Origin of the sequence: Pseudomonas umsongensis (genome assembly GCF_012647205.1) — a bacterium.
In the GTDB taxonomy this organism is placed as follows: Bacteria; Pseudomonadota; Gammaproteobacteria; order Pseudomonadales; family Pseudomonadaceae; genus Aquipseudomonas; species Aquipseudomonas umsongensis.
The window spans coordinates 5,843,915-5,856,222 of sequence record NZ_CP051487.1 but is presented as its reverse complement, the minus strand read 5'-3'; the positions used below and the strand labels follow the sequence as shown (position 1 = coordinate 5,856,222).

General features: G+C 58.4%; 10 protein-coding genes and 2 tRNA genes. 3 read left to right on the top strand and 9 right to left on the bottom strand.

Annotation, left to right across the window (positions count from 1 at the left end; genetic code table 11):
- Positions 1-33 precede the first annotated feature (33 nt).
- Positions 34-1,143: a DUF2817 domain-containing protein gene (locus HGP31_RS26475; RefSeq protein WP_168758946.1), complete on the top strand. Its 1,110-nt coding sequence runs from the start codon at positions 34-36 to the stop codon at positions 1,141-1,143.
- 182 nt (positions 1,144-1,325) lie between these two features.
- Here the strand turns inward: HGP31_RS26475 and HGP31_RS26470 are convergent.
- A tRNA-Met gene (locus HGP31_RS26470) sits at positions 1,326-1,402 on the bottom strand.
- Between the two features lie 242 nt (positions 1,403-1,644).
- On the opposite strand from HGP31_RS26470, the gene HGP31_RS26465 reads away from it, so the two are divergent.
- Together HGP31_RS26465 and HGP31_RS26460 are read left to right on the top strand one after the other, a co-directional pair.
- Entirely contained in the window at positions 1,645-2,862 is a 1,218-nt protein-coding gene (locus HGP31_RS26465; RefSeq protein ID WP_168758945.1) for an MFS transporter, read from the top strand.
- 100 nt (positions 2,863-2,962) lie between these two features.
- Positions 2,963-5,164 carry an OsmC domain/YcaO domain-containing protein gene (locus HGP31_RS26460; RefSeq protein ID WP_020799733.1) on the top strand — a complete coding sequence of 734 codons (2,202 nt, stop codon included), beginning with the start codon at positions 2,963-2,965 and terminating at the stop codon, positions 5,162-5,164.
- Positions 5,165-5,228: 64 nt separating this feature from the next.
- Here the strand turns inward: HGP31_RS26460 and ychF are convergent, their stop codons facing one another.
- From ychF to HGP31_RS26420, 8 genes are all read right to left on the bottom strand, one after another.
- A complete protein-coding gene (gene ychF, locus HGP31_RS26455; RefSeq protein ID WP_168758944.1) occupies positions 5,229-6,329 on the bottom strand; it encodes a redox-regulated ATPase YchF in 1,101 nt (366 codons plus the stop codon).
- A gap of 22 nt (positions 6,330-6,351) precedes the next feature.
- Positions 6,352-6,936 (bottom strand): aminoacyl-tRNA hydrolase, encoded by a 585-nt coding sequence (gene pth / locus HGP31_RS26450; RefSeq protein WP_020799735.1) that lies wholly within the window; start codon positions 6,934-6,936, stop codon positions 6,352-6,354.
- 169 nt (positions 6,937-7,105) lie between these two features.
- Positions 7,106-7,705 carry a 50S ribosomal protein L25/general stress protein Ctc gene (locus tag HGP31_RS26445; RefSeq protein ID WP_007981839.1) on the bottom strand — a complete coding sequence of 200 codons (600 nt, stop codon included), beginning with the start codon at positions 7,703-7,705 and terminating at the stop codon, positions 7,106-7,108.
- A 142-nt stretch (positions 7,706-7,847) separates the two neighbouring features.
- Positions 7,848-8,789: a ribose-phosphate pyrophosphokinase gene (locus HGP31_RS26440; protein ID WP_003171603.1), complete on the bottom strand. Its 942-nt coding sequence runs from the start codon at positions 8,787-8,789 to the stop codon at positions 7,848-7,850.
- Between the two features lie 45 nt (positions 8,790-8,834).
- Positions 8,835-8,909 (bottom strand) — tRNA-Gln (locus tag HGP31_RS26435).
- A gap of 37 nt (positions 8,910-8,946) precedes the next feature.
- Positions 8,947-9,798, bottom strand: coding sequence for a 4-(cytidine 5'-diphospho)-2-C-methyl-D-erythritol kinase (gene ispE, locus HGP31_RS26430; RefSeq protein ID WP_168758943.1), 852 nt, complete (start codon positions 9,796-9,798; stop codon positions 8,947-8,949).
- A gap of 1 nt (position 9,799) precedes the next feature.
- Positions 9,800-10,417, bottom strand: a complete 618-nt coding sequence (gene lolB / locus HGP31_RS26425; protein WP_033041357.1) for a lipoprotein insertase outer membrane protein LolB — start codon at positions 10,415-10,417, stop codon at positions 9,800-9,802.
- A 4-nt stretch (positions 10,418-10,421) separates the two neighbouring features.
- Positions 10,422-12,146 carry a tetratricopeptide repeat protein gene (locus tag HGP31_RS26420; RefSeq protein WP_033041358.1) on the bottom strand — a complete coding sequence of 575 codons (1,725 nt, stop codon included), beginning with the start codon at positions 12,144-12,146 and terminating at the stop codon, positions 10,422-10,424.
- Positions 12,147-12,308 lie beyond the last annotated feature (162 nt).

Genomic DNA, 12,308 nt, shown 5'->3' with positions numbered 1-12,308 from the left:
GCGATCACCCCACTAGACCCACAAGAGGCAGCCATGCACAGCGAGTTTCCAACCCAGCCCAGCTACCGTTCCCAGCGCGAACAATTCCTGGCGGCGGCAACCGCGGCCGGTGCGACGCTGAGCGAGTATCCCCATCCTCTCAAGGGGCCATCAGGCGAGGCCTTGGGCACCGATGTAGCGGTACTCGGCGATCCTGGCGCTAAACGCCTGCTGATCGCGCTGAGCGGTACTCACGGGGTCGAGGGCTTCTATGGCTCGGGTTGCCAGATCAAGTGGCTGCAGGAGCTCGGTAAGCGCTCATTGCCTACGGATGTCGCCGTGGTGATGATTCATGCGATCAATCCCTGGGGCATGGCGTGGCTGCGTCGGGTCAATGAAGACAACATCGACCTGAACCGCAATCACCTGGACTTCGATCGTGCGCTGCCGGATAACCAGGCTTATGACGCGCTGCATGAAATTTATGCCTGCACGCAGTTGCGCGGGCCTGAGCGAGATCGGGCCGATGCCTTGCTGGATGAGCAAATCCGCCTCCACGGATGGCCCGCGGTCATGTCGATTGTCGAAGGTGGCCAGCATGCGCACCCGGACGGATTGTTCTACGGTGGGGTGGCCCCCAGTTGGTCGAATCGCACATTGCAGCAGATTATGCAAAAGCACGTGGCCCATGCTGACGTCGCCCTGTGTTTCGACTTGCACACCGGGGCCGGGGAGTATGGGCATCCGATGTTGTTGACGATCACCGAAGCGGCTTATCCGGCGCTGGCCGATGCCCAGGCAATTTACGGTCCGTGGCTCTACACGTTGCACACCGGCGCCGACACCCTGAGCGAAACCGGTGTTGCAGCCACTGCGACCGGCTACACCTCGCAGGCGTTGCTCAATGCGCTGCCGCAGGTGCGGTTGATGCCGTTCGTGATCGAGTGCGGGACTTATCCGGGGCCGGACGTCCATCGACATCTGCGCGATGACCACTGGTTGCATCTGCACGGTAATGTCCACGATGCGCAGGGGCGAGAGATCAAGTTGAATCTGCTTGAACAGTTCTATCCGGCCGATAGCGATTGGCAGGCCATGGTCTGGCTGCGTACCTGGCAGATCTGGGAGCGGGCGTTGTCGGCGCTACCGGCGATTCGTTGCTGATGATGACGATGATGGTGTAGGAGCGAGCATGCTCGCGATGGACTCAAATGCACCGCGGGGGAACCTGACTCCCCGCGTTATCGTTCAAGTCCATCGCGAGCATGCTCGCTCCTACAAGGGAGCAGCCATTTTCTTGAGGCATAAAAAAACGGCTTACCTTTCGGTAAGCCGTTTTTAGCACTTGGTGGCTACACAGGGACTTGAACCCCGGACCCCAGCATTATGAATGCTATGCTCTAACCAACTGAGCTATGTAGCCAAGATGGCGCGCATTATTCACCGGTAATGCAGATGCGTCAAGCGTAAATTTAAAATATTTCTCTACACTTTCAACCGCTTATCTTCCTGAGCCGAAAAAACGGGGCGGAGGAGGGTATCGATCGAGTGGAAATCTGCCCAATACCGAGGTCGTTAGCAGGCTAAGGGGATGGCGCTGCCGCAACGAAAAATGGCACATTGACGCACCTGCCCGTGTGCACCCCTCTGTTTTTCGGAAATTTCATGGCTATCAGCAACGTTCAGCCCGCCACTGCGGCGGCGTCCGCGCCTTCACAAAGCAGCCCCCTGGTCATGCGCATCATCGGCGCGGTGGCACTGGCGCACCTGATCAACGACCTGATTCAATCGGTGCTGCCGTCGATCTACCCGATGCTCAAGGCCAACTATGGCCTGACGTTCACCCAGGTCGGCCTGATCACCCTGACCTTCCAGCTGACCGCTTCGCTGCTGCAACCCTGGGTCGGCTACCACACTGACCGCCATCCCAAGCCCTGGCTGTTGCCAGCCGGTACGGTCTGCACTTTGATCGGCATCGTGATGATGTCGGTGGTCGGCAACTTCCCGCTGATTCTGCTGGCGGCGGGCTTGATCGGCATTGGCTCCTCGACCTTTCACCCGGAAGCTTCTCGCGTGGCGCGGCTGGCCTCGGGGGGGCGGTTTGGCCTGGCACAATCGACCTTCCAGGTCGGGGGCAACGCGGGCTCGGCGTTCGGTCCGTTGCTGGCGGCGGCGATCATCATCCCTTACGGCCAAGGGAATGTGGCCTGGTTCGGCTTGTTCGCGGTGTTTGCACTGTTCGTGCTGTACCGGATCAGTCGCTGGTACGCCAACCACTTGAACCTGTTCAAGCTCAAGCAGGGCCAGGCAGCGACCCACGGCCTGTCCAAGGGGCGGGTGACCAGCGCGCTGGTGGTGCTCGGGCTGCTGGTGTTCTCCAAATACTTCTACATGTCCAGCCTCACCAGTTATTTCACCTTCTACCTGATAGAGAAGTTCGACCTGTCGGTGGCCAGTTCGCAGCTGCACCTGTTCCTGTTTCTCGGTGCGGTGGCCGCGGGGACCTTCTTCGGCGGGCCCATCGGCGACAAAATCGGGCGCAAGGCGGTGATCTGGTTCTCGATCCTGGGCGTTGCGCCGTTCACATTGCTGCTGCCGCATGTGGACCTGTTCTGGACCACTGTCCTGAGTGTAGTCATCGGCTTCATCCTCGCCTCAGCCTTCTCGGCCATCGTGGTGTACGCCCAGGAGCTGGTGCCAGGCAATGTCGGGATGATTGCCGGGGTGTTCTTCGGCCTGATGTTCGGCTTCGGTGGGATTGGCGCGGCGCTGCTGGGCCACCTGGCGGACATACACGGCATCGAATACGTGTACTTCCTGTGTTCATTCCTGCCGTTATTGGGTGTATTGGCGATTTTCCTGCCACGCTCCAAAAAGGCCTGATCACCTGCCACTAAGCCGTTAGCGCGAGCTTGCACAAGACTTCCGGCTGAAAAGCCGGATAATGGCGGCCATTCGTTTGCTCGCTATTGTGGTATCCCGCATGGAAATCAAGGTCAATTTTCTCGACAACCTTCGACTTGAAGCCAAGTTCGATGACTTCACCGTGGTGGCCGACCAGCCTATCCGCTATAAGGGCGATGGCTCGGCACCGGGTCCGTTCGACTACTTCCTGGCTTCGTCGGCGTTGTGTGCGGCTTACTTTGTGAAGTTGTACTGCGACACTCGCAATATCCCTACCGAAAACATCCGACTGTCGCAGAACAACATCGTCGACCCGGAAAACCGCTACAACCAGATTTTCAAAATTCAGGTCGAGTTGCCGGCAGATATCTCCGACAAAGACCGTCAGGGCATCTTGCGCTCCATCGACCGCTGCACCGTCAAAAAGGTGGTGCAGGCCGGGCCTGAGTTCGTGATTGAAGAGGTGGAGAACCTGGATGCCGACGCCCAGGCGTTGCTGATGCCGGCTTCCATTTCAGGTTCAGGGGCGGGCACCTACATCGTGGGCAAAGACCTGCCGCTGGAACAGACCATTGCCAACATGTCGGGCATTCTGGCCGACCTGGGCATGAAGATCGAAATCGCTTCGTGGCGCAATATCGTGCCCAATGTATGGTCGCTGCATATCCGCGATGCGCACTCGCCTATGTGCTTTACCAATGGCAAGGGCGCGACCAAAGAGGGCGCGTTGGCGTCGGCCTTGGGCGAGTTCATCGAGCGGTTGAACTGTAACTTCTTCTACAACGATCAGTTCTGGGGAGAGGACATCGCCAATGCGGCGTTTGTACACTACCCGAACGAACGCTGGTTCCAGCCTGGCCCTAAAGATGAACTGCCGCCGGAGATTCTCGACGCCTACTGCCTGCGGGTTTACAACCGCGATGGCGAGTTGCGTGGCTCGCATCTGATCGACACCAACTCGGGCAACGAAGAGCGCGGCATCTGTTCGCTGCCGTATGTACGCCAGTCAGACGGCGAGGTGGTGTATTTCCCCTCCAACCTGATCGAAAACCTGTACCTGAGCAATGGCATGAGCGCCGGTAATACGCTGGCCGAAGCGCAGGTGCAGTGCTTGTCGGAAATCTTCGAGCGCGCGGTAAAGCGCGAAATCATCGAAGGTGAATTTGCCCTGCCGGATGTGCCGGCCGACGTGCTGGCGAAATACCCCGCGATACTGGCCGGTATCCAGGCGCTGGAAGAGCAGGGGTTCCCTGTGTTGGTGAAGGATGCGTCCCTGGGGGGCGAGTTCCCGGTAATGTGCGTCACCTTGATGAACCCGCGTACCGGTGGTGTATTCGCCTCGTTCGGCGCGCACCCGAGCCTGGAAGTGGCGCTGGAACGCAGCCTGACGGAGTTGTTGCAGGGCCGCAGCTTCGAAGGCCTCAATGACTTGCCCCTGCCGACCTTTGAAGGCCATGCGGTGACTGAGCCTAACAACTTCGTCGAGCACTTCATCGATTCGAGCGGCGTGGTGTCGTGGCGCTTCTTCAGTGCCCAGTCCGATTACGAATTCGTGGAGTGGGACTTCTCCGGCCAGGGTGAAAACTCCAATGCCGAGGAAGCCGCGACCTTGTTCGGCATTCTCGAAGGCATGGGCAAAGAAGTGTACATGGCGGTGTATGAGCACATCGGCGCGACGGCCTGCCGCATTCTGGTGCCGGATTACTCGGAAATTTATCCGGTTGACGACCTGATCTGGGATAACACCAACAAAGCGCTGTTTTTCCGTGAGGACATCCTCAATCTGCACAGCCTGGACAAGGCCGGCCTGAAGTCACTGCTCAAGCGTCTGGAAGACAGCGAGCTGGATGACTACACCGACATCACCACCTTGATCGGCATCGAATTCGACGACAATACCGTCTGGGGTCAGTTGACGATCCTGGAGTTGAAGTTGTTGCTCAATCTCGTCTTGCAGAAATTTGAAGAGGCCAAGGAGCTGGTGGAAATGTTCCTCCAGTACAACGACAACACGGTCGAGCGCGGCTTGTTCTACCAGGCCGTGAACGTGGTGCTGGAGATGGAACTGGACGAGGACCTGGAGCTGGCCGATTACGAGGCCAACTTCCGCCGGATGTTCGGCAACGAGCGCATGGACGCCGCGATCGGCTCCGTGAACGGCAGCGTGCGCTTCTTCGGCTTGACGCCTACCAGCATGAAGCTGGAAGGCCTCGACAGGCATCTGCGACTGATCGAGAGCTACAAGAAACTGCACGCGGCGCGCGCGAAGGTGACGGGCTAACCCCGTTTAAAGCGCCCACAAAAAAAGCACCCCAGGGTGCTTTTTTTGTTAATGGTTGCGAACGTCAGACGTTGAAGCGGAAGTGCATCACGTCGCCGTCCTTGACGATGTAATCCTTGCCTTCCAGGCGCCATTTGCCTGCTTCCTTGGTACCGGCTTCACCCTTGTACTGGATGAAGTCGTTGTAGGCGATCACTTCGGCGCGGATGAAGCCCTTTTCGAAGTCGGTATGGATCACGCCTGCAGCTTGTGGTGCGGTAGCACCGACTCGCACGGTCCAGGCGCGGACTTCTTCGACACCGGCGGTGAAGTAAGTCTGCAGGTGCAGCATTTCGTAGCCAGCGCGGATCACGCGGTTCAGGCCAGGCTCTTCGAGGCCCAGGGCTTCGAGGAACATGTCTTTCTCTTCACCGTCATCGAGCTCGGCGATTTCCGCTTCGATCTTGTTGCACACCGGAACAACCATGGCGCCTTCTTCTTCGGCGATGGCCTTGACCACGTCCAGGTGCGGGTTGTTCTCGAAACCGTCTTCAGCGACGTTGGCGATGTACATGACCGGCTTGGTGGTCAGCAGGTGGAAGCCCTTGATCACCGCCTTCTCGTCGGTGCCCATGTTCTTCATCAGGCTGCGCGCCGGCTTGCCTTCGGTGAAGTGAGCGATCAGTTGCTCCAGCAGGCCTTTCTGGACCACTGCGTCCTTGTCGCCGCCCTTGGCGTTGCGCGCGACTTTCTGCAGTTGCTTCTCGCAGCTGTCGAGGTCGGCGAAGATCAGTTCCAGGTCGATGATTTCGATATCGCGTTTCGGGTCGACGCTGTTGGAGACGTGAATCACGTTCTCGTCTTCGAAGCAGCGGACCACGTGGGCGATGGCATCGGTTTCACGGATGTTGGCCAAAAACTTGTTGCCCAGGCCTTCACCTTTCGACGCGCCGGCCACGAGACCTGCGATGTCGACGAATTCCATGGTGGTCGGCAGGATGCGCTTTGGATTGACGATTTCCGCCAGGGCCTGCAGGCGCGGATCCGGCATCGGCACGATACCGCTGTTGGGCTCGATGGTGCAGAAAGGGAAGTTCTCGGCCGCGATACCGGATTTGGTCAGGGCGTTGAACAGGGTGGACTTGCCGACGTTAGGCAGGCCGACGATGCCGCAATTGAATCCCATGGTGTTTCCCCTCGGGTAAAAGTCAGGCCTTCTGGCTGTGCAGGTTTTTCATCGCGCGGTTCCATTCACCGGCGAGGATATCCGGCAGCACGCCGAGGGCAAAGTCGATGCTGGCATCGAGTTTTTCCTGTTCGGCGCGTGGCGCACGACCCAGGACGAAATTTGAAACCATGCTGGCGACGCCCGGGTGACCGATGCCAAGCCGCAGGCGGTGGAAAGTGTTCTGATTGCCCAGTTGCGCAATGATGTCGCGCAAACCGTTATGACCGCCATGGCCGCCGCCCACTTTGAGTTTGGCAACGCCCGGAGGCAGATCGAGTTCGTCGTGTGCCACGAGGATTTCTTCAGGCTTGATGCGGAAGAAACCTGCAAGGGCCGCCACGGCCTGGCCGCTACGGTTCATGTACGTGGTGGGAATCAGCAGACGAACATCCTGACCCTGATGCGAAAAGCGCCCGGTCAGGCCGAAATATTTGCGGTCCGCCACAAGGTTCACACCTTGTGCGTTCGCGATGCGCTCAACAAAAAGGGCCCCTGCGTTATGCCGGGTCTGTTCGTATTCAGCGCCTGGATTTCCCAAGCCAACGATCAGTTTAATGGCAGTCACGATAGGGGCCCTTCATTGGAGTGGTGGATAACATCGCCGCAATCAGGGAGTGCGGCGAAAGTGGACGAAAAATGCTCATTTACCATGATGTAAACTCCGCGTTCTCGCCCGCTTTCTCGCTACGCTCTAGTCCGCGATGTTTCCGGTCACTCCGGCAACGCAGAGTAAATTACTCTGCAGCGCCTTCTGCAGCTTCTGGAGCAACACGTGGAGCGTGGACGTTGGCAACAGCCTTGTCATCGCCGTGTGCCAGAGCAACAAACTCAACGCCTTTAGGGGCTTTGAGGTCGGACAGGTGAATGATCGAACCGATTTCAGCGTCAGCCAGGTCGACTTCGATGAACTCAGGCAGATCTTTCGGCAGGCAGGAAACTTCGATCTCGGCAACAACGTGCGAGATTTCGCCGCCTTTCTTGGTCGGTGCTTCTTCGTTGATGAAGTGCACTGGAACGATAGCGGTCAGCTTCTGGCCGGCAACTACGCGTACGAAGTCAGCGTGCATCACGTGGCCTTTGGCCGGGTGACGTTGCAGAGCTTTGATTACGACGTTTTGCTTGGTGCCACCAACGTTCAGCTCGATGATGTGGCTGTAAGCCGCTTCGTTTTCGAGCAGTTTGGCAACTTCTTTGGCCAGCATGCTGATGGATTCAGGGGCTTTGTCGCCACCGTAAACTACAGCTGGAACCAGGCTTGCGAGACGACGCAGGCGGCGGCTCGCACCTTTCCCCAGGTCGGAACGCACTTCAGCATTCAGAGTAAAATCGTTCATGTTGTATCTCCAAAATAACCACACTCGCCCCAGCGTTTGCGACCAGCGCTAAAGGCGATATGGGCAAAAAAGCCCCGCCCCGACAGGAATGCCGGGGCGGGGCGCTTTTCGTCAACGAGACATTTCGAGAAGGGCAGGGCCCTTAACGGAACATCGCGCTGATCGATTCTTCATTGCTGATGCGGCGAACCGCTTCGGCAACAACCGGTGCGATATCCAGTTGACGGATACGTGCACAGGCTTGTGCTGCAGCGGACAGCGGGATGGTGTTAGTGACCACCAGCTCGTCCAGCACGGAATTTTCGATATTCTCGATGGCCCGACCCGACAGCACAGGGTGTGTGCAGTAGGCAAAGACCTTGGCTGCGCCATGCTCTTTCAGGGCCTTGGCCGCGTGGCACAGAGTGCCAGCGGTATCGACCATGTCATCGACCAGGATGCAGGTACGCCCTTCGACATCACCGATGATATGCATCACTTCAGAGTGATTGGCTTTCTCACGGCGTTTGTCGATGATCCCGAGATCCACGCCCAGGGATTTGGCAACAGCTCGTGCACGCACGACGCCACCAATGTCCGGGGACACAATCATCAGGTTCTCGAAGCGCTGATCTTCGATGTCATCCACCAGAACCGGGGAGCCGTAGATGTTATCTACCGGAATATCGAAGAAGCCCTGAATCTGGTCAGCATGCAGATCAACCGTGAGAACACGGTCGATGCCGACTACGGTGAGCATGTCAGCAACGACTTTCGCGCTGATGGCCACACGTGCGGAACGCGGACGGCGATCCTGACGGGCATAACCAAAATAAGGAATAACAGCAGTGATACGAGTAGCCGAGGAGCGGCGGAAGGCGTCAGCCATCACTACCAGTTCCATCAGGTTATCGTTGGTCGGAGCGCAAGTCGGCTGAATAATGAAGACGTCTTTACCGCGAACGTTTTCATTGATCTCGGCTGTAATTTCGCCGTCGGAAAATTTACCGACAGAGATGTCACCGAGAGGGATATGCAGCTGACGTACGACACGCCGAGCCAGATCGGGGTTAGCGTTCCCCGTAAAGACCATCATCTTGGACACGCGCAGTACCTAGAGGCTGAGGGTAACCTGGATGAGTATAGAAAATGGCAGGGGCGGCTGGATTCGAACCAACGCATGGCAGGATCAAAACCTGCTGCCTTACCGCTTGGCGACGCCCCTGTATCTGTTGCTTTCAAGTGCCGGGCACTTGATTCCTTTAGAGCAGACTTTGCAGCTTGCGATGCAACATCGAAACGTTGCTTCCTTTCGCTACAAACCCTGTAAGGGTCTCTGTCAGAAGGGCCGAGACTTTATCAGCTTCAGCTTTGCTTGGGAAGCCCCCAAACACACAACTTCCAGTTCCGGTGAGTTTTGCCTCGGTAAAATTACCTAACAAATTCAATGCGTTACGTACCTCTGGATAACGCCTTGCTACCACCGGCAAGCAGTCATTTCGACTGTTTCCCTTGGGAACGGGGCGCACTTTAATGGGAGGAGTGTTACGTGTCAACAACGGATCTGAAAAAATTTCTGCCGTACTTACAGAGACTTGCGGCACCAGCACGAGATACCAGGGTTCCTCCGGGTCGACAGGGGTCAGTTTCTCGCCCACGCCCTCGGCGAAAGCCGCATGGCCGCGCACGAAAACCGGGACATCGGCGCCCAGCGTCAAGCCCAGCGCGGCCAGCCGATCCTCGTCCCAACCCAGTTGCCAGAGGTGATTGAGGCCGAGCAGGGTGGTGGCGGCATTCGAACTGCCGCCGCCGATGCCGCCGCCCATGGGCAGGACTTTATCGATCCAGATATCAATACCGAGCGAGCAGCCGGATTGCGCCTGAAGTTTTTTCGCGGCCTTGACGATCAAGTTACTGTCGTGGGGGACGCCTTCGAACTCGGTGTGCAGGCAAATGACACCGTCGTCGCGCACGGCAAAGGTGATTTCGTCGCCGTAGTCGAGAAATTGAAACAGCGTCTGTAGCTCATGGTAGCCGTCTTCACGGCGACCCAGAATGTGCAGCATCAAATTGAGTTTGGCCGGCGACGGCAGGGTCAGGCGATTGGCTGGCATGTCATTGCCCCAATTTGCGTGGTTGCCAGGCCTTGATCACCAGCGTGACATCCAGGTCGGTGCCGTGCAGTTTGATCCGCTCGGGCAACCAGTAACCATTCTGCTCGGTGTAGGCCGTGTACTCGACCTGCCAGCCGTCCTGTTCGAGGTTAGCCAGGCGGCTGTCGCCATCGAGCGTCAGGCGGCTTTTGCTGTCCGGTGCGGGGAGCCCGCGGACCCACCAGGCCAGGTTGGAAACCGGCAGCTTCCAGCCCAGCTGTTCTTCAAGCAGGGCATCCGGGGAAGGCGCTTCGTAGCGTCCCTGGTTAGCGACCTCCAGGGAAACCTTGCCCGGACGCCCGGTCAGGCGCGCTGCACCGCGACCCAATGGGCCCGAGAGGCGGATGTCGTAGTATTCCTGGCGTTGCAGCCAGAACAGCGTGCCGCTGCCGGAATCCTTGGGCGCGCGGATGCCGATCTTGCCGTCGATCTGCCAGCCATCAAGACTCGCAAGTTGCAGTTTGTGCTCGCGCCATTGCGCTGGGTTGCCGTGGCCCACGACCGATTCGCGGGCAGTGAAACCCGCACAGCCGGCGAGCAGGGCGATAAAACTGAATACGATGAGGTGGCGCAAAAACATAATCTTAAAGAGTCTCTGATCCGGTCAGGCGCTTGATGGTACTGCGCAGGGTAGGGCTGTCGGGCTGATCCTTGAGGAACTTGCCCCAGATTTGCCGCGCTTCGCGTTGCTTGCCATTGGCCCACAGGACTTCACCGAGGTGGGCGGCGACTTCCTGGTCGGGGAAGCGCTCCAGGGCCTGGCGCAGCAGGCGCTCGGCTTCGTCGAGATTGCCCATGCGGTAGTTCACCCAGCCGAGGCTGTCGAGAACCGCCGGGTCTTCCGGAGTGATCCGGTGCGCTTGCTCGATCAGCGCCTTGGCTTCGGCGTACCGCGTCGTGCGGTCAGACAGGGTATAACCGAGGGCGTTCAATGCCATGGCATTGTCTGGATCGCGCTTGATGATCAGGCGCAGGTCTTTTTCCATTTGTGCCAGGTCATTGCGTTTTTCCGCCTGCATGGCACGGGTATAGAGCAGATTCAGGTCGTCCGGGTATTTTTGCAGCGCTTGCTCCAGGACTTTCCAGGCCTTGTCCCCCTGTTTGTTGGCGGACAGGGTTTCGGCTTCGATCAGGTACAACTGGATCGCATAATCCGGTTGCTCATCGCGCTCTGCCGCCAGCTTGCGCTGGGCTTCGGCAGTCTTGCCGTTATTCATCAGAATGTCGGCCTGACGCAGTTGTGCAGGCAAATAGTCGTTACCCGGGCCGACCTGGTCGTACTCGATCAGCGCGCCTTGGGGATCGTTACGTTCTTCAGCAATGCGCCCAAGGTTCAGGTGCGCCGAGTCGACATGGCTGTCACGGGCGATCAGGTCTTCAAGGTAGCCCTTGGCCTCGTCCCAGGCTTTGGCCTCCAGGCAGACGAGCGCCAGGGAATAACGCAGGTCGTCGTCTTCGGGGTATTGCTGCACCAGGCTTGAGAACTCGGCCTTGGCATCATCCATGCGGTCCTGTTCAACCAGCATGCGCGCGTAAGTCAGGCGAAGGCGCTTGTCATCCGGATACTTCTTGATGCCTTTTTGCAGCAGGGGCAAGGCTTCGTCGCCGCGATCAAGGGACTGCAGCAAGCGTGCGCGCAGCAGGATGGGGGCGATTTCTCCATCGTCCGGCGGATTGTCTTCCAGCAGGGTCAGTGCGCCTTTGGTGTCGCCATCCTGTTGCAGCAGCAAAGCCTTGCCGAAAATCAGCTGGCCGTTGTTCGGGTGGCGCTGCAGCAAACGGTCAAAACTTTTCATCAGGCCATTGCGCGTGTCCTGGTCGGTATCGGCCGCGGACAGAGCGAGGAAGTCGAAATGGGTATCGCCCTTGCCCTGCAGCACTTTCTCCATGTAGACCATGGAATCGTCATAGCGCCCGGCGCGTGCCAACTGCACGGCGGCGGCCCGCTGGGCCTCAAGGTCGTCCGGCGCGTTTTTGGCCCAGATCAGTGCCGTGTCCAGGGCGGCCTGGTCGGCGCCCAGGTACTCGGCAATGCGGAATGCCCGCTCGGAGATGCCCGGATCCTGGGTATTGATGGCCTGGGTCACGTAGTTGTCCAGGGCGATGTCGAAACGATTGCGCTGGCCAGCCAGCTCCGCACTCAGCAGGCTGAAGACGGTGTCTTCGCTGAATGAACTGTAGACCTTGGGCTTTTCAGGGGCCGGGGTGGAGTCTTCGACCGGCGACGGGTCATCCGTCGACACGGGAGCCAAGGCCTGGCAGCCGCTGAGAAAGACGAGGGCGAGGAGCAACGCGGAAGATCTATTCATATAGGAAGAGGACGACTAACCTGCGGTCGGATCATCATGACACAAGCCTTCGGTCAAACATAACCGGCCCCGGCAATTTACCGTCACACCCCATGCCCGGCCCCACCCTGTAGGAGCTGCCGCAGGCTGCGATCTTTTGATTTTGCTTTTTCAAGATCAAAA